The following is a 24,221-nucleotide window of genomic DNA, read 5'->3' as shown; positions in this document are numbered from 1 at the left end:
TGAACTTGGCAAATATATTATATGTTTGCCAAGTTTTTATTTAGCGGTTAGTTGATTCATCTAACTTACTATGATATAATCTAAACTCGTGAGTAATTACTATATAATTAATTGCTCCTTGCCCATTATGGGCCGTTTAGACCAAAAGGAGGTGAAAGTGTAATGAGAAAGTACGAAATTATGTACATCATTCGTCCTGGCGTTGAAGAAGAAGCTCAAAAAGCTTTAGTTGAACGTTTTGCAGGTGTTTTAACAAACAATGGTGCAGAAATCATTAACACAAAAGAGTGGGGTAAGCGTCGTTTAGCTTACGAAATCAACGACTTACGTGAAGGTTTCTACATGATCTTAAACGTGAACTCTAACGCAGAAGCGATTAACGAATTCGACCGTTTAGCTAAGATCAACGAAGACATCCTTCGTCATATCGTTGTTAAAGAAGAAGAAAAATAATTGATATATAAGGGAGAGTGGTTCGATTGATGAATCGTGTTATCCTCGTTGGTCGTTTAACTAAGGACCCTGACTTACGTTACACGCCCAATGGTGTTGCAGTAGCTACTTTTACGTTAGCTGTGAATCGCGCATTTGCGAATCAACAAGGTGAGCGTGAAGCTGACTTTATTAATTGTGTAATATGGCGTAAACAAGCAGAAAACGTGGCAAATTATTTGAAAAAAGGTAGCTTAGCAGGCGTAGATGGACGTCTTCAAACTCGTAATTACGAGGGACAAGATGGTAAACGTGTATATGTAACAGAAGTTCTTGCGGAGAGCGTACAATTTTTAGAGCCGCGTAATGGCGGTGGGGAGCAACGTGGTTCATTCAATCAGCAACCATCAGGAGCTGGTTTCGGTAACCAAGGCTCTAACCCATTTGGTCAATCTAGTAATTCAGGTAACCAAGGTAACTCTGGATTTACGAAGAATGACGATCCATTTTCAAATGTAGGTCAACCGATCGACATTTCCGACGACGATTTACCGTTCTAATCGTGTAAATTTGTTAGTTTTAACAAAGAATGGAGGGAAATAGACATGGCAGGACGCAAAGGTGGACGTGCGAAACGTCGTAAGGTGTGTTTCTTCACAGCTAACGGCATCACTCGCATCGATTATAAAGATGTTGATTTATTAAAACGTTTCGTTTCTGAGCGTGGTAAAATTTTACCTCGTCGTGTAACAGGAACAAGCGCAAAATACCAACGCAAACTTACAGTTGCAATTAAACGTGCTCGTCAAATGGCACTTTTACCATATGTTGGTGAATAATAGCGTATGAAATGCACAGTAGAGTCGGACTCTACTGTGCATTTTGCTATGCTTTTCTTTTTTGAAAGAGAGGTTAGATGATGAAAAGTACGAAATTTATTACTGAGGGTGCAGCGTTGTTAGCGATATATGCAATTTTGTTGCTTATATCTATGTATGTTCCGATTTTAGGTGCAGTTGTGACGTTTGCGCTGCCGTTACCATTTATATTATTAACAGTAAGGCATAAACTATCTAATGTACTCGTGATTTTTGTAGCGGCACTTTTTATTACAGTTGTTGTAAGTCAACCGATTAGTCTTATCAAGACGGTCATGTTTGGATTAATAGGTGTTGTATTAGGATACATGTATAAAAAAGGAAAAAAACCAGTGGAGATATTGATAGATGGAACACTTGCATATTTAATTGGTATTATGCTCATTTATGTTGGAAGTATAAAATTTTTCAACATAGATTTAATGAAGCAAATGCAAAATATGTTTAGTGAAAGTATGGCGCAAAGTGAAAAGATAGTAAGTGCTGCTGGTATGCCGATTAGTAAAGAACAAAAAGAGTTATTAGGACAATTTAATGATATGTTACAAACGCTATTTCCAAGTTTACTTGTAATGGTTTCATTATGTTTCTCGTGGATTACAGTTATGATATCAGGTAGTGTTTTGAGAAAATTAAAGTATGATATTACAGCTTGGCCTAAGTTTAAAGATATACAATTACCAAAGAGTATTGTTTGGTATTACGTCATATTTATTTTGCTATCAACTTTCATGAAAGTTGAACCAACATCATATTTACATATGGTATTTTCTAATCTATATGTAATCTTTGCTATGCTACTCGTATTCCAAGGGTTAACATTTATCGCCTTTGTAGCGCATAGAAAAGGTTTTACGAAAGGGATTCCTATTATTAGTTTTATTGTATGTATGTTTATTCCAATGCTGTTTCCTCTCGTGACAATCTTAGGTATAATTGATTTAGGGATTTCATTGCGTTCTAAAATGGAATGAAAAATGGAGGATAAAATAGTATTATTTATACTGTTTTAAGGTGTTTAATCTGTTTAACTAACTAGAAGTTGAGTTAGTTTTACTTTATAGGAGTTGTATACATGCCTGAATTTTATAAGAAACAGTGGTTTTTATATCCTGTTTACGTATTGGCATTTTTTGTGTTTGTGCTAATTTCGATTCTCTGTTATTTTCATTTAATTGTGGGAATGGCCGCCTTTTTTATTTTTTGTATCGTTCTTTTTTTAGTTATACGATTTGAACTTACCTTTCAAAGGAACTTTGAAAAACATACGACAGATATGATTACAAGGGTAAAAAAAGTAAGCAATGAAGCATTCAACCAAATGCCTATTGGTATTTTGTTATACAATAAGGACTATGGGATTGATTGGGCAAATCCTTATTTATCTTCATGTTTAGGGCAACATGCACTAGCTGGGTGGCATCTGTACGATGTATCAGAAACATTACTCCTTTTTATTAAGGGAGAGACTTCCGATGATATAGTATCTTTAAATAATCGAAAGTTTCGTGTGTTTGTAAGGAAAGAAGAAAAACTAATTTATTTTTTTGATGTAACTGAGCAAACAGAAATTGAAAAGATGTATGAGGATCAGCGTACTGTTTTAGCGGTTATTTATTTAGATAACTATGATGAGGTTACACAAGGGTTAGATGATCAATTACGCACGAATATAACAAGTCTTGTGACATCACGCCTAAATGAATGGGCTGTTAAGTATGGTGCGTATTTAAAACGTGCATCTTCAGAAAGATTCTTCGTTGTACTAAATGAAAGTATTTTGGCGCAAATGGAGAAAGGGAAATTTAGTATTTTGGATCAGGTGCGTGAAGAAACGTCAAAAAGGAATATACCACTTACATTAAGCGTTGGTGTTGGATCGGGTGATTTACCTTTATCGGAGCTTGGAGCGATGGCCCAATCTGGCTTAGACCTTGCGCTGGGCCGGGGTGGAGATCAAGTAGCTATTAAACAAGCAACGGGTAAAGTTAAATTTTACGGTGGTAAGACGAATCCGGTCGAAAAGCGTACTCGTGTACGTGCTAGAGTCATTTCGCATGCATTAAAGGATTTAGTATTAGAAAGTAGCAATGTCATTATAATGGGGCATAGGGCTCCTGATATGGATGCAATTGGTGCTGCAATTGGTATTTTAAAGGTAGCTCAATTAAATGAACGCAAAGGATATATTGTATTGGACGAAAATGATTCCGATAAGGGAATCAAGCGATTAATGGATAAGGTGAAACAAAATGAAGAGTTATGGTCTCATTTTATTTCACCAGGGCAAGCGATGGAATTTGCGAATGATGATTCATTGCTTGTTGTTGTTGATACGCATAAGCCTTCAATGATGATGGAAGAAAAACTGCTACATAAAATTGAAAATGTAGTTGTTATTGATCACCATCGCCGGGGAGAAGAGTTTATTGAAGATCCATTACTTGTTTACATGGAACCATACGCTTCTTCAACGGCAGAACTTGTTACTGAATTACTTGAGTATCAGCCGAAAAATTTAAAAATGACAATGTTAGAAGCAACGGCATTGTTAGCGGGTATTATTGTTGATACGAAAAGTTTTACATTCCGTACTGGTGCTCGTACATTTGATGCGGCTTCTTATTTACGTTCGCACGGTGCAGACACGGTACTTGTACAAGAACTGTTAAAAGAAGATATGGGCCAGTATTTACGAGTTGCAAAAGCTATAAAAAATGCGTACATTTATAAAAATGGAATTGCGATTGCTAAAGTTGACGGTGATGAATATTATCACCAAGTACTTATTGCACAATCAGCAGACACGTTATTGACAATGACGGGTATTATTGCATCGTTTGTTATTGCGAAGCGTGGAGAAAATTTCATTGGAATTAGCGGTAGATCTTTAGGTGAAGTGAATGTACAGCTAATTATGGAGAATTTAGGCGGTGGCGGGCATTTAACGAATGCGGCCACACAGATGAAAAATGTTACGGTAGATGAAGCTGAGGAGAAGCTTCGATTTGTTATTGATGACTATTTACAGGGAGGCACACAATCATGAAAGTAATTTTTCTAAAAGACGTAAAAGGTAAAGGAAAAAAAGGAGAAGTAAAAAACGTACCAGATGGTTATGCAAATAACTTCTTACTAAAACAAGGGTTAGCTGCCGAAGCGACAAACAGCAGTATGAAAACTTTAGAAGCTCAAAAGCGTAAAGAGGAAAAAGACGCAGCAGCAGAGGTTGAGAATGCAAAAGAGTTGAAAGAAACTTTAGAGAAATTAACTGTAGAATTAAAGGCGAAATCTGGAGAAGGTGGCCGTTTATTTGGTTCTATTACAAGCAAACAAATCGTAGATGCAATGCAAAAATCACATAAAATTAAACTTGATAAACGTAAATTTGAAATGGACGATGCAATCCGTGCATTAGGCTATACAAATGTAACAGTGAAATTGCATCCGCAAGTAACAGCAACAGTAAAAGTTCATGTTATTGAACAATAAAAATAAATTAAGCAAGGAGGATTGCGTATGAGTGATGTACTTGCTGATCGTACCCCTCCGCATAATATAGAGGCTGAGCAGGCGGTTTTAGGGGCCATATTAATTGATCAAGATGCGTTAACGTCAGCATCAGAGCTATTGGTACCTGATTCATTCTATCGAACGAAACATCAAAAGATTTTTGAAGTTATGCTTGGATTGTCTGATAAGGGAGAACCGATTGACTTAATAATGATGACATCAGCAATGGCTGATCAAGGATTACTAGAAGAGGTTGGTGGAGTTTCTTACTTAGCAGAGTTGGCAGAAGTTGTTCCAACTGCCGCTAACGTAGAATATTACGCACGCATCATTGCTGAAAAGGCGCTTTTACGTCGTTTAATTCGAACAGCGACTCATATTGTATCGGATGGATACGAGAGAGAAGATGACGTGGACGGCCTTTTAAATGAGGCTGAGAAAAAAATATTAGAAGTATCTCATCAAACGAACGCAAAAGCATTCCAAAATATTAAAGATGTTCTTGTAGATGCTTATGATAAAATTGAACTTTTGCATAATCAAAAAGGTGAAGTTACCGGGATACCAACTGGGTTTACCGAATTAGATAAGATGACAGCTGGTTTCCAACGGAATGATTTAATCATCGTGGCAGCACGTCCATCAGTAGGGAAAACGGCATTTTCATTAAATATCGCACAAAATGTAGCGACGAAAACGGATGAAAATGTAGCGATTTTTAGTTTGGAGATGGGTGCGGATCAGCTTGTTATGCGTATGCTTTGTGCGGAAGGAAATATTGATGCACAAAGACTTCGTACCGGTTCATTAACTTCTGATGATTGGGCGAAATTAACGATGGCAATGGGGAGTCTTTCAAATGCTGGTATATATATTGATGATACGCCAGGGATTAAAGTAAATGAGATTCGAGCAAAATGTCGTAGATTAAAGCAAGAACAAGGTCTTGGTATGATTTTGATTGATTACCTGCAGCTTATTCAAGGAAGTGGGAAATCAGGAGAAAACCGTCAGCAGGAAGTATCTGAGATTTCTCGTACACTAAAAGGGATTGCACGTGAATTGCAAGTACCTGTTATTGCCTTGTCGCAGTTGTCTCGTGGTGTAGAATCTCGTCAAGATAAACGCCCGATGATGTCTGATATTCGTGAATCAGGAAGTATCGAGCAGGATGCTGATATTGTAGCCTTCCTATATCGTGAAGATTACTATGATCGAGAAACGGAAAATAAAAATACCATTGAAATCATTATTGCAAAGCAACGTAACGGTCCAGTAGGCTCGGTAGAGCTTGCATTCGTTAAAGAGTTTAATAAGTTCGTTAACTTAGAACGTCGCTTTGATGATGGACATGCGCCGCCCGCATAAAGGCAGTATAAAAAAGAAACACATTTCTTATAATAAGATGTGTTTCTTTTTTTTTATATGAAAGATAGGGCTTTCATAAGATGAATATGTAATTCTTACGAACGAAAACGTTTTTCGATAAAAAAATGTTCGCTTTTTGGTTGACTTCTCTTTCTGTTTTGGTACAATTATATTGTTTGAAAAGTTCGTTTGAAAATTGCGGAGGTGCTTTAATAATGTCTTCAGTAGTAGTTGTAGGAACACAATGGGGCGATGAAGGAAAAGGTAAAATTACTGACTTTCTTTCTGAGCATGCGGAAGTAGTTGCAAGATATCAAGGTGGAAATAACGCAGGACACACAATTGTTTTCGGCGGAGTTAAATATAAATTACACTTAATTCCATCTGGTATTTTCTATAAAGAGAAAATTTGTGTAATCGGAAACGGCTTAGTAGTAGATCCAAAAGCATTACTTGAAGAATTAAAATACTTACACGATCGTGGTGTAAGTACTGACAATTTACGTGTTAGTAATCGTGCGCACGTTATTTTACCTTATCACCTAAAACAAGATGAGTTAGAAGAAGCAAGTAAAGGTGATAATAAGATCGGTACAACGAAAAAAGGTATCGGTCCTGCATATATGGATAAAGCTGCTCGTATTGGTATCCGTATGGCTGATCTTTTAGACCGTGAAGCATTTAAAGAGAAGCTTGAGCGCAATTTAGTAGAGAAAAATCGTTTATTTGAAAAAATGTACGATACAGAAGGTTTCAGTGTAGAAGAAATCTTTGAAGAGTACTTCGAATACGGACAACAAATCGCACAATATGTATGCGATACATCTGTTGTATTAAATGATGCACTAGATAACAATCACCGTGTATTATTTGAAGGTGCACAAGGTGTTATGCTTGATATTGACCACGGTACGTACCCATTCGTTACATCTTCTAACCCAATTGCTGGTGGTGTAACAGTTGGAACTGGAGTTGGTCCTGCGAAAGTTACGCGCGTTGTAGGTGTATGTAAAGCATATACAAGCCGTGTAGGTGATGGTCCGTTCCCTACTGAGCTTCATGATGAAATTGGTCATCAAATTCGTGAAGTTGGTCGTGAGTATGGAACAACAACTGGTCGTCCACGCCGCGTAGGTTGGTTCGATAGCGTTGTTGTAAGACATGCACGTCGTGTTAGTGGTTTAACAGATCTATCATTAAATTCTATCGACGTTCTAACAGGTATTCCAACTCTTAAAATTTGTGTTGCTTACAAATACAATGGCGAAGTTATCGATGAAGTTCCAGCAAACTTAAACATTTTAGCGAAATGTGAGCCTGTATACGAAGAGCTTCCAGGTTGGACAGAAGATATTACTGGTGTAAGATCATTAGACGAGCTTCCTGAAAATGCACGAAAATACGTAGAGCGTGTTTCTGAGTTAACAGGAATTCAATTATCTATGTTCTCAGTTGGACCGGATCGTAACCAAACAAATATCGTTCGTAACGTATACGAAGCTTAATTGATATTTTTTAGAAAAAACTCATGCCTGCATGAGTTTTTTCTTATCTTTTATAAAAAAATAAAAAAAGGTATTGCAAAAATAAAAGATAATATGTTATGATACATCTTGTCGTCACGAAAATATGACGTTGGTGAGTATGAGCCATTAGCTCAGTTGGTAGAGCATCTGACTTTTAATCAGAGGGTCGAAGGTTCGAATCCTTCATGGCTCACCATTTTATTTTTCGTGGCCCGTTGGTCAAGTGGTTAAGACACCGCCCTTTCACGGCGGTAACACGGGTTCGAATCCCGTACGGGTCATGTTTTTTTTATGTTCATTTTTGGTCCCGTGGTGTAGTGGTTAACATGCCTGCCTGTCACGCAGGAGATCGCCGGTTCGACCCCGGTCGGGACCGCCACTTTTGTTTATACCACCATTAGTGGTTTTATATATAGTTTTGGCTCGGTAGCTCAGTCGGTAGAGCAGAGGACTGAAAATCCTCGTGTCGGCGGTTCGATTCCGTCCCGAGCCACTCTCAGGATATTAAGTGGGCCCACTTAATATCCTTTTTATTTATGTAATTTTACAAAATTGAGTAGTTATTTTAAAATAGAATGAGGAGCCTCTAGCAGTTGAAGCTAGAGGTTTTTCTATAGATCGTATAGGATTCCGTGTAAAAGTGGATTATACATGAGTCTATGAGAATAGAGGAGAAAATACTTAAACAAAGGGTACGGTCATATAGGGACATACTATATAAACGTCAGTGTGTTTAAGGATTATTGACCATATTTTTATAAGGAGGAAATAGACGATGATGGGAAAGAAAATTTTAGTAGTTGACGATGAAAAGCCGATTGCAGATATTTTAAAGTTTAACCTAGAAAAAGAAGGTTTTGAAATTGTAATGGCGCATGATGGTGATGAGGCAATTGAGAAGGCAAATGAAGAACAGCCAGATATGGTTTTATTAGATATTATGTTACCGGGAAAAGATGGCTTAGAGGTATGTCGTGAAATACGTAAAAGCTCAGAAATGCCAATTATTATGCTTACAGCAAAAGACTCTGAAATTGATAAAGTATTAGGGCTTGAGCTTGGAGCGGATGATTATGTAACGAAGCCATTTAGCACGAGGGAGTTGCTTGCGCGTGTGAAAGCGAATTTACGTCGCCATCAGCAGGGTGGTGCAGCAGAAAAAGAAGAAAATACTGAAATGGTTATTGGACCAATCGTTATTAATCCGAATGCTTATAGTGTGACAAAGCGTGAAGAAAGCATCGAACTTACACATCGCGAATTTGAATTACTACATTATTTAGCGAAGCATCTAGGACAAGTTATGACACGTGAACATTTATTGCAAACAGTTTGGGGTTATGATTATTTTGGAGATGTACGTACAGTGGATGTAACAGTACGTCGTTTACGTGAAAAAATTGAAGATAATCCAAGTCACCCTACTTTAATTGTAACTAGACGTGGGGTAGGGTATTACTTGCGTGACCCAGAGCAGGAATAGTATATGAAGAAAGTCGGTTTTTTTCAATCTATTCATTTAAAATTTGTGCTTATATATATGCTATTGATATTAATAGCGATGCAAGTTATTGGCGTATATTTCGTTAGGGAATTAGAAAAAAGCCTTGTAAAAGGTTTTCAAGATTCCTTAACGCAGCAAACAAACTTACTTTCTTATAACTTGAAGCAAGAGTTTGTAAAAGAGCGTCCTAAAACAGAATCAGTAGATAAGGCTATTAAGGAATCGATTCAAAAGTTTGCATCAGACCGTAAGAAAGACATTCAAGAAGTAAGTGTAATTGACGCCAATAGAAAATTGATGGCAATTTCAGACGCGTCTAAGCAAAATAAGGTAGGAAGAATGTCAACAGATAGAGCTGTACAGCGGGTAATGGTACAAAAGAAACCAGAGTCAAAGATTGAGAAAGATGGACAGACAGGCCATCGAGTTCAAGTTATGATTACGCCTATTTTAAAAGAACCAGGCGGAGAGGTACTTGGCGTCATTCATATTGTTGCATCTATGGAAGATGTGTATAAACAAATGAAGGATATAAATCAAATTTTTGCAACGGGGACAGTAATTGCCTTATTAGTAACAGCTGTACTTGGAATTTTATTGGCTCAAACAATTACGAGACCAATTTCAGATATGCGAAGACAAGCAATTGAAATGGCGAAAGGAAATTATTCGCGAAAAGTAAAGGTGCATAGTCATGATGAAATTGGACAACTAGCATTATCTTTTAATAATTTATCTAAAAAATTACAACAAGCTCGTTCCTCAACAGAAAGTGAAAGACGAAAATTATCATCTGTTTTATCACATATGACAGATGGGGTAATCGCTACTGATCGAAAAGGGGATATTATTTTATTAAATGATCCTGCGGAAAAAATGTTAAATGTTTCGCGTGAAACAGCGCTAGATCAATCCGTATTAGAAGTGCTAGGGATACAAGAAGAATTTACACTGGATCATTTATATGAAGAACCCGATTCAGTTTTATTAGACTTTAGTACGAGAAATGAACCGTATATTTTACGTGCTAGTTTCTCTGTTATTCAAAAAGAAACAGGGAAGGCAAATGGTTTAATTGCTGTATTATATGATGTAACAGAGCAGGAGCGCATAGAACGAGAGCGCCGTGAGTTTGTTGCAAACGTATCTCATGAGTTAAGAACGCCGTTAACGACGATGCGCAGTTACCTAGAAGCACTTACTGATGGAGCATGGCAAGATCCGAATATTGCACCGCAATTTTTAACGGTTACACAAGAAGAAACAGAAAGAATGATCAGGCTTGTAAATGCATTGTTACAACTATCTAAACTAGATAGTACAGAACATCGTTTAATGAAGGAGTTTGTCGACTTTACTGACTTCTTTAACAATGTTATCGATCGCTTTGAAATGTCCAAAGAGCAAAATGTAAGTTTCAAACGATCTTTCTCTAAGAAATCTCGATTTATTGATATGGATTCGGACAAAATTACACAAGTTTTATATAACATTATTTCCAATGCATTAAAGTATTCACCAGAAGGTGGTACAGTAACATATCGCCTACGTGATCGCGAGGATTTATTAGAAATTAGTGTGAGCGATCAAGGAATGGGAATTCCGAAAGAAAATGTAGAGAAAATCTTTGAACGTTTTTATCGTGTGGATAAAGCGCGTTCGAGACAGATGGGTGGTACAGGCCTTGGGTTAGCTATTGCGAAAGAGATGATTGAGGCACATGGCGGCTCGATTTGGGCGAAGAGTGAAGAAGGAAAAGGGACAACTATTTATTTCACATTGCCAATGGCGGCAGATGAAGAGGACGATTGGGAATGAGCATGGAAAACTTTAAAACGATAGTTCTAATTAATTTAGTTGTCATTAGCCTATTTCTTACTTTTAACTTATGGACATATGTTCCTGATTCTACTTCCATGCAAAACACAAAATTCGTTCAAGGTAACGAAGATATAAATCCAATAAAGATCTCGGAGATTGTTCGCCCATCTTCTGTCATTATTCATAAAGAGAAAAATCATTATGTGAGTGAAAATAAGGAAAATGTGGATTCAATTTATAAAATTCTTGAAAATGGAGAATTACATGATTTTAGGGAGATAACAGGGTCAGTTCCTAAAGGTGATTTTCTTTCTTATGTACACGGAGAAGAAAAAATTGAATTTGTTTTCCCTACAAATATCCCACTGGATACGATTAAAAGTATGTTTAATATTAAAGATAAAAACATAGAAAGTAACAGAAGTTTTAATCGTATTATAATTGACCCTTCTCGAAGCAAGGATCAAGAAATTAAAGTTAATTTTGTTTCCTATGATACTTCTCGTAAAATATATCAAGCGACATTGACTGGTGCTTACGTAAAGGATATTTTAAATGCTCAAAATCAACTTATAACAGTAGCAAGACCATATTTTGAATATCAAATAAATGATACAAAAAAACTTTTTTTACCAGATGGGATTACGGAATTAAGTAAGGTAGAGTATGTTACATCTAAACTAGAAGTGGATACGTTTAAAAATGCTTTATTTAGTGATCCACGTTATTTAAGTCCTATTTCTGAGAAAACAAAGGAAACATTTACGGATGGTATCCGTTCTATGGAAATTGATAAGTCGAATGCAATGTTGAAATATAAAAACTCCGCTGTACATAGCGATAAAACTACAGATAATGCAATAATTTTACAAAAAAGTTTTGACTTTGTAAGTGGGCATAGTGGCACTTTAAAGTTTTATCGTTTTGATTACATTAGTAAGGGGAAAACTTCATTCCGTTTATATGAAGGCGGCTTGCCTGTATTTAATGCAGATGGAATCGCTGAATTAAAACAAGCGTGGGGTTCAGGTGAAGTCATGCAGTATGAAAGACCTCTTTATAATTTAAGTTTCAGTTTACCGAATAAACAACCAACAACTTCTCTTGCATCAGGTCATACGGTGATGACATCATTAGAAAATAATCCGGAAATTGACAAAAATTCAATTCAGGATGTTGGGATTGGTTATAAATTATCATTGGAACCTTCCATCAACGCAGGGAAAATGGGTATTTTACAGCCGATATGGTATGTAAAATATGATGAAGAAGGTAAGCAACAAATATTTGAGTGGAGTGAGGGGGGACTAAATGGATTGGGATCGAATTAAAACGATATTTATTGTGACCTTTTTTGTTTTAGACCTCTTTCTTATTTTTCAATTCATTCAAAAGCAAGGTAGTAATCAATTGGAGCTTGTGGCGGAAACAAAGATCGATCAACAATTAAAAGCTGAAAAAATTACTATGGGGAATTTTCCTAAAGAACCGAAAAAAGAGTCACTTATAATGGCGAAAAATAAGGTTTTCAAAGAAGAGGATGTGCAATCTTTAAAAAATCAAACGGCACACTTGCAAGGCGAATATCAAATAGAGAGTAAATTAAAAGAGCCTTTTTTAAATACGAAATCATTGTCAAAAGATAAGTATAATGACTTTTTGAAAAATTATGTGCTAGATGGACAAAAATATGAGTTTGGAGCAATAAAGGACTCAAAAATTTACTTCTTTCAAAAGTATAAAGATAAACCAATTTTCTACAATGAGCGTGCGATGATCGTTGTGGATTTAAATGAAAAGAATGAGCTTGTTTCGTATACACAAACGATGTTAACGGATTTAAAGGAAATGGGCGAAAGTGAAAAAACGAAAGAGCAAGAAATCATTACTGCTCAAACGGCTTTAGTGAATTTATATTTAAAAAATAAAATTGCGGACAATACGCATGTGAAAGAGGCGCAGGTCGGATATGCGACTCTTGCAGAGTCTTCTTCTAATATACAAGTGCTTGCCCCAACATGGAACTTAAAGACAGAGCAAAAAAAGGACTTTTTTGTGAATGCAATTGAAGGACAAGTCATGGAATTAGGCGAAAATCAAGTGCCTGAAGAATATAATGGAGTGAGAAAGAATGAGCATGCAGTTTAGTGTACTTGCAAGTGGAAGTACAGGGAATATGTTATATGTAGGAACGGATGAAAAAAAATTGCTCGTCGATGCAGGTTTAAGTGGTAAAGCTACAGAGGCTTTGTTTAAACAAGCTGAACTGAATATAAATGACATATCAGGTATTCTTGTAACACATGAGCATAGTGATCATATTAAAGGGTTAGGTGTATTGGCACGTAAATATGATTTACCTGTTTATGCGAACGAGAAAACATGGAATGCGATGGAACACTTAATAGGCAATATCCCAACTGATCAAAAATTTATTTTCTCAGTTGGGGATGTGAAAACATTTGGCGATATTGAAGTTGAATCATTTGGTGTTTCTCATGATGCAGCAGAGCCGATGTTTTACGCTTTTCATAATAATAATAGAAAGTTAGCTCTTATTACAGATACTGGCTACGTAAGTGATCGTATGAAGGGTGTTATTAAGGGAGCGAATGCTTTCGTATTTGAAAGTAATCATGATGTTGAAATGCTTCGTATGGGACGATATCCATGGAGCATTAAACGACGTATATTAAGTGATGTAGGTCACGTTTGTAATGAGGACGCCGCATTAGCGATGGCGGATGTTATTACAGACGAGACAAAACATATTTATTTAGCACATTTAAGCTTAGATAATAACATGAAAGAATTAGCGCGTATGTCTGTATCACAAGTATTAGAAGAAAAAGGTTTTGGCGTTGGAGAATCTTTTGAAATACATGATACAGACCCGAAAATGCCTACGAAAATTCAATACGTATAATTCTTCATTTTAGTAAACAATAAAGGTGAATATAGTTGTTTTTAGGAAGATAGGTGAACAAATATGTCCTTTATTGATGAAGAAAAATATCGTATAAAACGTGCGGGTAAAAAGAAGCATAAAGGTATTGTAGTTTCTAGCATAGCGGGAACAATTGTAGGGGCTTCATTATTCGCATTTGGAGCCCCTTTATTTTCGAATCATGCAGGTACGCTTCCACAAGCTGAAGCAAGTGGGAAAAATATGGCTCAAGCTCAAGCTGGAAATGTTCCAGCTAAACAGATTAGCTTTGTAGATGCTGTTGATCGTGCGTCTGAAGCTGTTGTTGGTGTTATTAATATTCAGCGAGATGATTTTTCAGAGGCGGATTCAGAAGCGGGTACAGGCTCTGGTGTGATTTATAAGAGGACAGATGGACATGCTTACATCGTAACAAATAACCACGTTGTTGCGGGAGCGAATCGTATTGAAGTGAGCCTGAGTGACGGTAAGAAGGTTCAGGGTAAAGTATTAGGAACCGATGTAGTCACAGATTTAGCAGTACTAGAAATAGATGCGAAGTATGTGAAAAAAGTGATTGAAATTGGCGACTCTAATACTGTTCGTAGAGGAGAGCCGGTTATTGCGATTGGAAATCCACTAGGATTACAATTTTCCGGGACTGTCACACAAGGTATTATTTCGGCTAACGAGCGTATTGTTCCTGTAGATTTAAATCAAGATGGACATTACGATTGGCAAGTAGAAGTATTGCAAACAGATGCGGCAATTAATCCAGGTAATAGTGGTGGTGCACTTGTAAATGCAGCAGGACAATTAATTGGCATTAACTCAATGAAAATTGCAGCAAAAGAAGTAGAAGGAATTGGACTAGCTATTCCAATTACGAGAGCCGTCCCTGTTATGAATGAACTTGAGAAATACGGTAAAGTAAAAAGACCTTATGTTGGAATTGAACTAAGATCATTAAACGAGATTCCAAATTATTATTGGTCAAAAACGTTACATTTACCAGATAACGTAACGGAAGGGGTTTGCATTTTAGATGTGAAAAGCCCTTCGCCAGGTACGGATGCTGGCTTGCGAGAACATGACGTTATTGTGGCGGTAGATGGAAAACCGGTGCAAGATATTATTGGGTTCCGCACGGCCTTATATAATAAAAAAATTAACGATAAAATGACTCTTACGTTTTATCGTGGCACAAAACGAGCGACAACAACGGTGAAATTAGGCATTCAAAAGTATTAAAAACAGGAGGGCCTACCTCCTGTTTTCTATTGTAGAAAAGTGAGGTGAGGAATATGAATTTACCTTGTTGTTTAGAACACGTTGAATTAGCACTAGATATCATTGTGGATGAGTGTGAAGTTGCGCCAGTTATTAACAATGTGGATAACTCTGAAAAAGAGAAGAAAACATGTGAATTTTGTCAAAATGAGGCGACATATGTTGTATCGAACACAGATTCTCACACAATATGTGGGTAACATTTGTGGATATGTGGATAAGTTATGTGGATAACATGTTTGTAAGGTGGGGAATAAATGTGAATATCTCGATTATTTCAATCGGAAAATTAAAAGAAAAATACTTGAAACAAGGTATAGCAGAATACTTAAAACGATTATCTTCTTATGCAAAAGTAGAAGTAATTGAATTACCAGATGAAAAGGCACCAGAAAATTTAAGTGAAGCAGAAATGTTAATTGTAAAAGAAAAAGAAGGTATACGTATACTGGATAAAATTTCTGATGATACGCATGTCATTGCGCTAGCTATAGAAGGAAAACAAAAATCATCAGAAGAGTTTGCAGCAAGTCTAGATCGTCTTGCAACATACGGAAAGAGTAAAGTAGCGTTTGTAATTGGTGGATCACTTGGACTTAGCTCAGAAGTAATGAAGCGTTCAAACGAATCTCTTTCTTTCTCAAAGATGACATTACCACATCAATTAATGCGTCTAGTATTGCTTGAGCAAGTATATAGGGCGTTTCGGATTAATCGCGGTGAACCATATCATAAGTAAGTGAGGTATTCTATGTAAAACAAGGGTAAGAAAAGAATACAGGAGAAAATCGAAAATGGCAGGTTGGTCTTGATTTTCACTGATATTATCATGTTTATTTTATTATGCCTATAATTGGAGGCTATATGAATGTTAAGTGATCAGACGAGATATTCTAGGCTCGCGAATATAACAAAAATAATAAATACAAAATTAGAACTACGTGAAGTATTGCAGCGTGTAACAATGGCCATATCAGAGGAGATTGTTCAATGCAACGCTGTTGGAATTTATTTACCCCAGGAAGATGGAACATTTAGAGGGTTTGCAGGAAAACCAGAGACCATAAATGGCGTAACGCTCGATACTCAGGTAATTGATCCTGAAATAGACTTACTGGCAAAAGAAGTTATTGAAACCAAGAAAACCATCTATATCCCTGATACCTCAAAGGATCATCGGCCAGATCCGAGATCGGTTGATGCGTTCAAAATTAAGTCCTTATTAGTCCTACCTATCTCATTTGGGCAAGAGTTATTTGGTCTGGTTTTTTTATTTGATTATGGAACTCCAATGAACTTAACAGATTCAGAAATTCAAAGTGTTGAAGCTTATGTAAATATGGCTGCGGTCGCAATTCAAAACGCAAATAATTTAACACAAAAGGAAAACCTTATTGCCGAGAAGCAGCTGTTACTAAATGTTACCCGTGATTTATCAATGTGTTCCTCGATACAGGAGAGTTTTGATAAATGTTTTTTTTACTTAGGACAGATTTTAGAGAGTAAAAACATGGCTGCCCACCTTTTAGACCCGCTAGACAAAACAACGATTAAAACAACGAAGTTAAGCAAGGACTGTGATTGGACAGAAGCGGATTGGATGGAGAAAAGCTATGAAGCCAAGATCCAAGAGGTTATTCAAACAAAAAATATAGATAGTAAGGGTCTACTGATGATTCCATTGGTTTCAATGGGGGAAGTATTAGGGATAATCGTCGTTGGCAAAGAGGGAAAAGCTCACAATTACGATAATTCCCAAATTCAACTGGCAAAATCTATCGTTGATGCCACAGCTCCTACGTTTTCAAACTTGTTATATATGGATCAACTTGAAAGCATGGTGGAAGAGCGAACGAGAGAACTAGCTGCTGCTAATGAGAAAGTTACAAGTGTGATTGAAAGTATTACGGATGGATTCTTTACTTTGAATAATAAATGGGAATTTACGTACGTAAATAAGCATCAATATTTTCCACAAAGAAAAACAGCAAAAGATGTATTAGGCAAGAATGTATGGGAGGTTTTCCTGAGTAGCGTCGACACAGTTATGTATAAGGAATTTCATCGTGCAATGTCAGAGCGAACTACAGTTCATTTCGAATTTCTTTCTACATCTGATGAATATTGGCACGAAGTTATTGCATACCCGTATGATGATGGTATTTGTTGTATTTTTAAAAACATAACGGAAAAAAAGCAATATGAGCAGGAATTGAAAAGGTTATCCAACATAGAGTTAATAGGGCAAATGGCAGCAGGTATTAGCCACGAGATTAGAAATCCAATGACAACAGTACGAGGATTTTTGCAGTTATTAAAAGAAGAGAACAGCTATGAGAACCATAATAAGTACTTTAATTTAATGATTGAAGAACTTGACCGTTCCAATTCTATTATTACTGAATTTCTCTCAATGGGTAATACAAGGAAATCAGATTTGCAGATGTTAGATTTAAATTCAATTATTCACGATATTATTCCTTTAATAAAGATTGATACGTATAATCAAAATAAATATATTCAAGTCGATACAAATGACATTCCGGAATTACTTTTAAACCGTAATGAGATACGACAATTATTACTAAACCTATACCGTAATGGCTTAGAAGCGATGAGCACAGAGAAAGTTCTAACCATTAGCACCTACAAGGAAGGTCAAAATTGTGCGGTGCTTGCAGTACAGGATCAAGGAAAAGGTATCAAGCCTGAAGTATTAGAGAAACTGGGTACTCCATTTTACACGACCAAAGATAATGGAACTGGATTGGGATTAGGTGTATGTTATGCTATTGCCGCCCGCCATAATGCAAAAATAGAAATTCAAACAGGATCGGAAGGCACTACCTTTTTTGTTAAATTTGATTATGAAAATAATAAAAAATAACCTCATTTAGATTAGTTACGGTGAACCGTATCATAAATAGTGGATAGCAATCGAAAGTTAATACTGCTTTGTGTATTAACATATTGAATAAAAAATATGATCAAGAAAAAAAGCACTTATCTTTACAGGATAGAGTGCTTTTTTATACGCACTTTATGATTTTAGATGTAACTGCTACGTAATGAAAATGTACAATAAATATAGGGATATGCAAGTGTTTGGTAAAATCAAGTATACTCAATAGAGGAGAAAAGAAGTATTAGATGTATTTAGGGGGGGCTTAACATATTTAAGGGAGATATGAAAAGAATATTGATATCATTACTAAAAAATCCATTAGTAATAATCGGATACTGGATTTTTTGTTATGAGTTAGCTTTATTATGTATGTATGGAAGAATCAATAATAATATTTATATTTGGTTATTATCTATAGCATTTTTAATACTTATCATTATATTTACTACAATTAAAGTTATAAAAAATAGGGAACGTGAATCGTCCAAATTATTAAATGTAAAGGGATGGAAATACATTTCCGTTATCATCCTTATCTTTATAACGTCTTTTTATGGGATGAAAATTTATAAAAGTGCAACGAATTATGGTGGTAAACTAGCATGGTTTATAGAAAGCGTAAAAAACGAAAGATCAGTTAAACTTGAGCGTGATAATATATATAAGTATGGTGTAGAGGGTATTTTTGAAGATATAAATAAGAAATATACTTTGCCAAAGAAGTTATATATGTCGGATGATTTTACTTTGGAATTTAAATCAGATGGAACAATTATATCATTTGATACTTTTCTTTATGGAAAAAATGCTGCTGGAAAAGAGGAAAGCTACTTAATATCTTATAATAAAAATAAATCAAAAGATATTTTTGTAGGATTAAATGGGTATGTTAACGCTGATTATAATGAAGATAAATTAGTAAAACCTTTAATTAAAACAGTTCAAGCTATTCCAGTTAAACAAACTGTCAGTAAGTGGAATGAAGATAAGTATGGGCTGGTTTATTATGGGAAAAGGAACTGGGGTTACAATGGAGAAGGAATTATTAATATTAATAAAGATGGGAAATTAGAGAAGCTTGAAGAAGCAAAATCCGAAATAATTGGATATACGGTATCTATATTTATCCCTGGAAAAGAGAAAGAGATAGTACCTGCTAGATATAATTTACTAGGTGATCCAAATTGGAGTAAGGAAAGTAGTTCTAAAAAGAAAAAGAAGGATTTAACTAATAATAATGAGCAATTTTACTTTTCAAAAGAAGTGGGTTATAAACTAGATGTTACAGATAAAGCATTAGGGAGTACCTTTTATTCCCTAAGCAAGACAATTGATGGTGGGGAAACATGGGGAGTTATAAATGAAGACCCGTTCAATGAAGCGGTTGGTAGTGCATCAGGAATCATCTTTTTTAATGAAAAGCTCGGATTTTTAAGGGCAGCCAGACCCTCTGGCAATGAAGGGAGGCTATACCGTACAGATGATGGTGGTATAACTTTTAAAAAGGTGAGCTATACGAATTATGAAGTGAAACTAGAAAGTGGACAGGTAATAAATCCGTTTGATTTTCCTAATCTGCCTTATGAGAAGGATGGAGTTTTTAACATGCTAGTAGGGCAAGGAGCAGATGGAGACTACAATGGTAATAGTAGTATACTTTATCAATCAAAAAATCAAGGTGAAACATGGGAGTATGTAAAAGAGGTTAAAGATAATTAATAGTGGGAAAGACCATTGGATAAAAATCACCGATGGTCTTTTAAACATTACTAGGTGGTATGTAGATTTCCTAAAATAAGTATGTTTCTATTTCCATAAAAATATGCTGTAATATGAAGAGGAAAAAGTATAAGTAGTTAGAGAAGTGAGGAATTGAAGGTGAAGAAGTTTAAGAAGTTTTACTTGGAGATTACAAGTGTATGTAATCTTGCATGCAGCTTTTGTCCGCCGACGGAAAGGCAGAAGCAATTCATTTCTGTGGAGGATTTTGCTAAAAGATTAGATCAAATTAAACCCCACACAGACTACATTTATTTGCACGTGAAGGGTGAGCCTTTGCTTCATCCAAAGATAGATCAATTGCTTGATCTAAGCCATGAAAAAGGGTTTAAAGTGAATATTACAACGAACGGAACGTTAATTAATAAGAGAAGGCATAGATTGTTAAATAAACCTGCATTAAGACAAATGAATTTTTCGCTGCACAGTTTTGATGGACACCCGGGATCGCAAGATAAAGAGGGCTATGTAAGGAGCATACTTTCTTTCATTAGAGAGGCGACAAGTCAATCGGATTTAATTGTTTCGTTAAGATTATGGAATTTAACTCAGGACAACAAAACGAATCTTGAAATTCAGCGGAATAGAGAGTTATTATCTATTATCGAAAAAGAATTTGATCTTTCTTATAAAATTGAAGAGAAGCTTACACCAGGAAAAGGTATAAAAATTGCGGAACGTGTATTTATTAATCAAGATTATGAATTCCAGTGGCCAGCATTACATGAAGAAGAGGATGATGGAAAAGGTTTCTGTCATGGCTTACGTAATCAGGCTGGAATTTTAGCGAACGGAACTGTTATTCCTTGTTGTTTAGATGGTGAGGGGATTATTAATCTTGGGAATATTAATAATGATTCATTCTCTAATATTATTGAGGGCGATAGAGCGAAAAATATTGTAGATGGATTTTCAAAAAGGGTTGCGGTAGAAGAATTATGTAGAAAGTGCGGATACCGCAAAAGATTTGGAAAGTAGATATAGAATAAGCCCTCATAAAGCGAGGGCTTATTTTTATCTCGCAAAAGCCCGATTGGTGTGGGCTAATAATCAGCGGGGATGGACAAAACCCCCACTGATTAAAGTTTCACTTTATTCCTGATAAGAACGTTCTAATTCATCAATTAATGAACCGACATAAGAAACAGCTTTACGGATTGCATCTGGTTTTGACATGTCTACTCCAGCGTGTTTCATTAATTCGAGTGGTTTCATTGTACCACCTGCACGAAGTACATTGAGCCAGCGATTAACAGCAGGCTGTCCCTCTTCCTTAATCATTTGGGCTACAGCGGTAGATGCAGTTAGGCCTGCTGAATATGTGTAAGAATATAAGCCCATATAATAGTGAGGTTGACGCATCCATGTTAAACCGGCGCCTTCATCAATTTCTACTGAATCTCCCCAGAATGTAGAAAGGACATTCGTTTTTATGTCAGTTAAAGTTGTAGCAGTAAGCGCTTGCCCTTCTTCTGCTAAGGAATATACTCTGCGTTGATATTCACCCTCAAGTAAATGAGTAACAAAGTTATGATAATATGTGCCGAGTAGTTGCAAAATGATCCATCTACGCATTCTCTTATCCTCATTTGTCGCGAGTAGATGCTGTGCTAATAGTAATTCATTCATTGTTGAAGGTGCTTCCACAAAGTACATAGATGGACGTACGTTCATAATACGCTGGTTTTTATTTGCTAAATAAAAATGGCCAGCATGCCCAAATTCGTGAGCTAATGTGAAACATCCACGCATCGTATTTTGCCATGTAATTAAAATATAAGGGTGAGAACCGTATGGGCTAGAGCAGAAGGCACCTGTTGATTTTCCAACGTTATCTGCAAGGTCTACCCATCTTTCTTTAAACCCCTTTTCGATAATAGCATTATATTCCTCTCCTAATACTTTTAAAGACTCTTGAATTAGTTTACCAGCTTCTTCGTATGTGATTGTCGGATTAAATTCAGGATCTAAAGGTGCGTGTAAGTCACAGAAAAGCATTTGATCAAGCCCTAATACTTTCTTTTTTAAATCTGCAAAACGGCGCATATGAGGCGCTAATTCGTTATAAATAATATCTAGTTGGTTGTTATACATTTCAAGTGGAACTTTTTGGGGCTCTAAAAGCATATGAGTAACGGATTCATATTTGCGTAAACGAGAAAGTGTCACTTGTTTTTTTACTTCAGTAGCATATGTTGTTGCAACTGTATTTTTATAGCGTTTCAATGTGGAAACAAATGATGAATATGCTTCTCTACGTATATATGCGCTTGGAGAAAATTCATATTTGCTTTCAAATAATGCAAATGATACAGGCAAATCATTTCCTTGTTCGTCCTGTATAGGAGTGAAATCCATATCCGCCAATTTAGTCATACCATAAATTTTGTAGGGGGAACTATGAACTTCGCCGAGTGCAGCAAGGGCCTCCTCTGTTTCAGGTGAGAGAGTATGCTGTCTCTTTTTGAGTGCTTCTAATAATGATTTACGGAAAGGTTCGAGTTCTGTTTCCTCAGTTAAATATTTTTCAATCGTTCCTTCTCCAAATGAAAGAATTTCGTTATGAATAAAGGATCGTGCAGTATGCATTTTCGCTCCTAGAGCTGAAATTTTGGAAGAGTTCGCTTGAATAACTGGATCTGTACGATCAGTAGATTCTTTTAAATTTGCATATGTGCTGAGTTTTGTTAACTTCATTAAAAGCTCTTCTTCTAAAAGTAGGCAATTTAATAAAGTGGTGGGATTAGTATGTAATTGTCCTTTAAATGCATCGAGTCTTTTTATATCATTTTCTAATACATTTAATGCAGTGTGCCACTCATTATCAGACTTATACAAATCAGAAAGATCCCATATTAGTTCAGTAGGAACTTCTTCGCGAATAGGGCGTTTCTCAATTACATCTTTCATTTAATGTATCCCCCTTATTTTAAGTATTTAAAAACATGATACTAGAAAATTCAGTTAAATGAAAATATTTAACAGTTTTATACATAAAAAAAGGACAAGCATAAAAATGCTTGTCCTTCGAGTTAAATTTAAGAATTAATATACTTTGTCACCGTTGAAAATAGAGTTTTTCACGACAACATAATCTACAGTACGAATTGAGTCTAATTTTGTTCCACCAGCATAAGAGATAGAAGATTGAAGATCTTGTTCCATTTCGATTAAAGTGTCTTCTAAAGAACCTTTATGCTCAACGAACATTTTCTTACCTTCAACGTTTTTCTTCTCACCTTTTTGGAATTCAGAAGCTGAGCCGAAGTACTCTTTATAAAGTTTTCCATCCCTTTCAACTGTTTCCCCTGGAGACTCTTCATGACCAGCGAATAGAGAACCGATCATAACCATAGTCGCCCCAAATCGAATAGATTTAGCTACGTCGCCATGCGTACGAATACCGCCGTCAGCAATGATTGGCTTACTTGCAGCTTTTGCACACCAGCGAAGTGCAGCTAGCTGCCAACCACCAGTTCCAAAGCCTGTTTTAATTTTGGTAATACAAACTTTACCAGGTCCAATGCCAACTTTTGTTGCGTCAGCACCAGCGTTTTCTAATTCTCTTACCGCTTCTGGAGTTCCAACGTTTCCAGCGATAACGAAGCTTTCTGGTAAATGCTTTTTAATATGTTGAATCATGTTGATCACAGCATTAGAATGGCCGTGCGCGATATCGATTGTAATGTATTCAGGGGAAAGTTGCTCAGCAGCTAATTGTTGTACGAATTCATACTCGTCTTCTTTAACACCAACGCTGATTGAAGCAATTAATCCACGTGATTGCATATCTCTAATGAATGAGATTCGTTTCTCTGGTTGGAAACGATGCATAATGTAGAAGTAATTATTTTCAGCTAAATAAGTTGCGATTCTTTCATCAATAATCGTTTGCATATTTGCAGGTACGACAGGTAATTTAAATTTATGTTTTCCTAAAGTGACAGTTGTATCACATTCAGATCGGCTATTTACAATGCATTTTGCAGGAATTAATTGAATGTCTTCATAATCAAATACGTTTTCCATCATTTACACCCCTAAAATACGAATATTTTATTTTTATTAATTAAAAATGTTCGTCCATAGGATAATTTACATCATTTTTATTAAGAAGTCAAAGATTTTCTTAACATTTTTTTGGAAAACAGCTAATATTTTTCAAAAATAACGTTAAAGACGAATTTAAATTGCTTTTTTATTTTTATTGTTCGTTTATAAAAAAGTAAGGAAAGTTGTGATAATTGCATAAGATTGTATGTATGCTTCTTATTTTAAG

The 24,221-nt window shown here is 35.9% G+C and carries 21 protein-coding genes and 4 tRNA genes; 23 read left to right on the top strand and 2 right to left on the bottom strand.

Translation table 11 applies throughout. The features are described 5' to 3' along the window. The first annotated feature begins 162 nt into the window (after window positions 1-162). The 23 genes from rpsF (at window position 163) to VK90_RS21270 (ending at window position 20,920) form a co-directional block, all read left to right on the top strand. Window positions 163-453, top strand: a complete 291-nt coding sequence (rpsF, locus tag VK90_RS21380) for a 30S ribosomal protein S6 (RefSeq protein ID WP_001233781.1) — start codon at window positions 163-165, stop codon at window positions 451-453. A 26-nt stretch (window positions 454-479) separates the two neighbouring features. Beyond that, window positions 480-992 carry a single-stranded DNA-binding protein gene (ssb, locus tag VK90_RS21375; RefSeq protein WP_000981966.1) on the top strand — a complete coding sequence of 171 codons (513 nt, stop codon included), beginning with the start codon at window positions 480-482 and terminating at the stop codon, window positions 990-992. A gap of 45 nt (window positions 993-1,037) precedes the next feature. Continuing rightward, on the top strand, window positions 1,038-1,271 hold the full coding sequence (rpsR, locus tag VK90_RS21370; RefSeq protein WP_000918873.1) for a 30S ribosomal protein S18: 234 nt from the start codon (window positions 1,038-1,040) through the stop codon (window positions 1,269-1,271). A 77-nt stretch (window positions 1,272-1,348) separates the two neighbouring features. Further along, complete coding sequence (locus VK90_RS21365) at window positions 1,349-2,284, top strand: YybS family protein (protein ID WP_082148000.1); 936 nt, start codon at window positions 1,349-1,351, stop codon at window positions 2,282-2,284. Between the two features lie 101 nt (window positions 2,285-2,385). Next, window positions 2,386-4,359 (top strand): DHH family phosphoesterase, encoded by a 1,974-nt coding sequence (locus tag VK90_RS21360; RefSeq protein ID WP_048375045.1) that lies wholly within the window; start codon window positions 2,386-2,388, stop codon window positions 4,357-4,359. Further along, window positions 4,356-4,802 carry a 50S ribosomal protein L9 gene (gene rplI / locus VK90_RS21355; protein WP_002174502.1) on the top strand — a complete coding sequence of 149 codons (447 nt, stop codon included), beginning with the start codon at window positions 4,356-4,358 and terminating at the stop codon, window positions 4,800-4,802. Before VK90_RS21360 ends, rplI begins: the two co-directional genes overlap by 4 nt. A gap of 27 nt (window positions 4,803-4,829) precedes the next feature. Beyond that, a complete protein-coding gene (gene dnaB, locus VK90_RS21350; protein WP_048375044.1) occupies window positions 4,830-6,191 on the top strand; it encodes a replicative DNA helicase in 1,362 nt (453 codons plus the stop codon). Window positions 6,192-6,406: 215 nt separating this feature from the next. After that, window positions 6,407-7,696, top strand: a complete 1,290-nt coding sequence (locus tag VK90_RS21345) for an adenylosuccinate synthase (protein WP_025146944.1) — start codon at window positions 6,407-6,409, stop codon at window positions 7,694-7,696. Window positions 7,697-7,837: 141 nt separating this feature from the next. Next, window positions 7,838-7,913 (top strand) — tRNA-Lys (locus VK90_RS21340). Window positions 7,914-7,926: 13 nt separating this feature from the next. Then, window positions 7,927-7,998: transfer RNA gene (locus tag VK90_RS21335), tRNA-Glu, on the top strand. 22 nt (window positions 7,999-8,020) lie between these two features. Continuing rightward, window positions 8,021-8,096, top strand: a tRNA-Asp gene (locus VK90_RS21330). A 41-nt stretch (window positions 8,097-8,137) separates the two neighbouring features. Next, window positions 8,138-8,210 (top strand) — tRNA-Phe (locus VK90_RS21325). Between the two features lie 282 nt (window positions 8,211-8,492). Next, window positions 8,493-9,200, top strand: a complete 708-nt coding sequence (walR, locus tag VK90_RS21320; protein ID WP_002174499.1) for a cell wall metabolism DNA-binding response regulator WalR — start codon at window positions 8,493-8,495, stop codon at window positions 9,198-9,200. 3 nt (window positions 9,201-9,203) lie between these two features. Further along, on the top strand, window positions 9,204-11,039 hold the full coding sequence (gene walK, locus VK90_RS21315) for a cell wall metabolism sensor histidine kinase WalK (protein WP_048375042.1): 1,836 nt from the start codon (window positions 9,204-9,206) through the stop codon (window positions 11,037-11,039). Then, a complete protein-coding gene (locus VK90_RS21310; RefSeq protein WP_048375041.1) occupies window positions 11,036-12,373 on the top strand; it encodes a YycH family regulatory protein in 1,338 nt (445 codons plus the stop codon). The genes walK and VK90_RS21310 overlap by 4 nt, the downstream gene beginning before the upstream one ends. Beyond that, complete coding sequence (locus tag VK90_RS21305) at window positions 12,354-13,190, top strand: two-component system regulatory protein YycI (RefSeq protein WP_048375038.1); 837 nt, start codon at window positions 12,354-12,356, stop codon at window positions 13,188-13,190. Before VK90_RS21310 ends, VK90_RS21305 begins: the two co-directional genes overlap by 20 nt. After that, window positions 13,174-13,968: an MBL fold metallo-hydrolase gene (locus VK90_RS21300; RefSeq protein WP_002174495.1), complete on the top strand. Its 795-nt coding sequence runs from the start codon at window positions 13,174-13,176 to the stop codon at window positions 13,966-13,968. Before VK90_RS21305 ends, VK90_RS21300 begins: the two co-directional genes overlap by 17 nt. Before the next feature lie 63 nt (window positions 13,969-14,031). Then, a complete protein-coding gene (locus tag VK90_RS21295; RefSeq protein WP_002174494.1) occupies window positions 14,032-15,219 on the top strand; it encodes a S1C family serine protease in 1,188 nt (395 codons plus the stop codon). Window positions 15,220-15,272: 53 nt separating this feature from the next. After that, window positions 15,273-15,458, top strand: a complete 186-nt coding sequence (locus VK90_RS21290) for a CxxH/CxxC protein (RefSeq protein WP_001052827.1) — start codon at window positions 15,273-15,275, stop codon at window positions 15,456-15,458. Window positions 15,459-15,517: 59 nt separating this feature from the next. Continuing rightward, window positions 15,518-15,997: a 23S rRNA (pseudouridine(1915)-N(3))-methyltransferase RlmH gene (gene rlmH, locus VK90_RS21285; RefSeq protein ID WP_002174493.1), complete on the top strand. Its 480-nt coding sequence runs from the start codon at window positions 15,518-15,520 to the stop codon at window positions 15,995-15,997. Window positions 15,998-16,126: 129 nt separating this feature from the next. After that, a complete protein-coding gene (locus tag VK90_RS21280; protein WP_048375036.1) occupies window positions 16,127-18,145 on the top strand; it encodes a GAF domain-containing sensor histidine kinase in 2,019 nt (672 codons plus the stop codon). A gap of 300 nt (window positions 18,146-18,445) precedes the next feature. Then, window positions 18,446-19,882 (top strand): WD40/YVTN/BNR-like repeat-containing protein, encoded by a 1,437-nt coding sequence (locus VK90_RS21275; protein ID WP_048375034.1) that lies wholly within the window; start codon window positions 18,446-18,448, stop codon window positions 19,880-19,882. A 159-nt stretch (window positions 19,883-20,041) separates the two neighbouring features. Next, a complete protein-coding gene (locus VK90_RS21270) occupies window positions 20,042-20,920 on the top strand; it encodes a radical SAM/SPASM domain-containing protein (protein WP_025146952.1) in 879 nt (292 codons plus the stop codon). Window positions 20,921-21,034: 114 nt separating this feature from the next. Here the strand turns inward: VK90_RS21270 and pepF are convergent, their stop codons facing one another. Continuing rightward, window positions 21,035-22,852, bottom strand: a complete 1,818-nt coding sequence (pepF, locus tag VK90_RS21265; RefSeq protein ID WP_048375032.1) for an oligoendopeptidase F — start codon at window positions 22,850-22,852, stop codon at window positions 21,035-21,037. A 135-nt stretch (window positions 22,853-22,987) separates the two neighbouring features. Next, the gene (guaC, locus tag VK90_RS21260) at window positions 22,988-23,971 is read right to left on the bottom strand and encodes a GMP reductase (protein ID WP_048375030.1); all 984 of its coding nucleotides are present in this window, start codon (window positions 23,969-23,971) and stop codon (window positions 22,988-22,990) included. Window positions 23,972-24,221: the final 250 nt, after the last annotated feature.

It is taken from the genome of Bacillus sp. LK2 (assembly GCF_001043575.1).
GTDB lineage: Bacteria > Bacillota > Bacilli > Bacillales > Bacillaceae_G > Bacillus_A > Bacillus_A paramycoides.
Note: the sequence above shows the minus strand (reverse complement) of the source record. Positions and strands in the feature narration are given on the sequence as shown.

Excerpts from the sequence above, each read along its gene's own strand:
- VK90_RS21290 (WP_001052827.1), top strand. The coding sequence starts at position 15,273 with ATGAATTTACCTTGTTGTTTAGAACACGTTGAATTAGCACTAGATATC.
- VK90_RS21300 (WP_002174495.1), top strand. The coding sequence starts at position 13,174 with ATGAGCATGCAGTTTAGTGTACTTGCAAGTGGAAGTACAGGGAATATG.
- rplI (WP_002174502.1), top strand. The coding sequence starts at position 4,356 with ATGAAAGTAATTTTTCTAAAAGACGTAAAAGGTAAAGGAAAAAAAGGA.
- pepF (WP_048375032.1), bottom strand. The coding sequence starts at position 22,852 with ATGAAAGATGTAATTGAGAAACGCCCTATTCGCGAAGAAGTTCCTACT.
- rpsF (WP_001233781.1), top strand. The coding sequence starts at position 163 with ATGAGAAAGTACGAAATTATGTACATCATTCGTCCTGGCGTTGAAGAA.
- VK90_RS21345 (WP_025146944.1), top strand. The coding sequence starts at position 6,407 with ATGTCTTCAGTAGTAGTTGTAGGAACACAATGGGGCGATGAAGGAAAA.
- VK90_RS21310 (WP_048375041.1), top strand. The coding sequence starts at position 11,036 with ATGAGCATGGAAAACTTTAAAACGATAGTTCTAATTAATTTAGTTGTC.
- VK90_RS21280 (WP_048375036.1), top strand. The coding sequence starts at position 16,127 with ATGTTAAGTGATCAGACGAGATATTCTAGGCTCGCGAATATAACAAAA.
- VK90_RS21295 (WP_002174494.1), top strand. The coding sequence starts at position 14,032 with ATGTCCTTTATTGATGAAGAAAAATATCGTATAAAACGTGCGGGTAAA.
- rpsR (WP_000918873.1), top strand. The coding sequence starts at position 1,038 with ATGGCAGGACGCAAAGGTGGACGTGCGAAACGTCGTAAGGTGTGTTTC.
- VK90_RS21360 (WP_048375045.1), top strand. The coding sequence starts at position 2,386 with ATGCCTGAATTTTATAAGAAACAGTGGTTTTTATATCCTGTTTACGTA.
- VK90_RS21365 (WP_082148000.1), top strand. The coding sequence starts at position 1,349 with ATGATGAAAAGTACGAAATTTATTACTGAGGGTGCAGCGTTGTTAGCG.
- VK90_RS21305 (WP_048375038.1), top strand. The coding sequence starts at position 12,354 with ATGGATTGGGATCGAATTAAAACGATATTTATTGTGACCTTTTTTGTT.
- dnaB (WP_048375044.1), top strand. The coding sequence starts at position 4,830 with ATGAGTGATGTACTTGCTGATCGTACCCCTCCGCATAATATAGAGGCT.
- VK90_RS21275 (WP_048375034.1), top strand. The coding sequence starts at position 18,446 with ATGAAAAGAATATTGATATCATTACTAAAAAATCCATTAGTAATAATC.
- walK (WP_048375042.1), top strand. The coding sequence starts at position 9,204 with ATGAAGAAAGTCGGTTTTTTTCAATCTATTCATTTAAAATTTGTGCTT.
- guaC (WP_048375030.1), bottom strand. The coding sequence starts at position 23,971 with ATGGAAAACGTATTTGATTATGAAGACATTCAATTAATTCCTGCAAAA.
- walR (WP_002174499.1), top strand. The coding sequence starts at position 8,493 with ATGATGGGAAAGAAAATTTTAGTAGTTGACGATGAAAAGCCGATTGCA.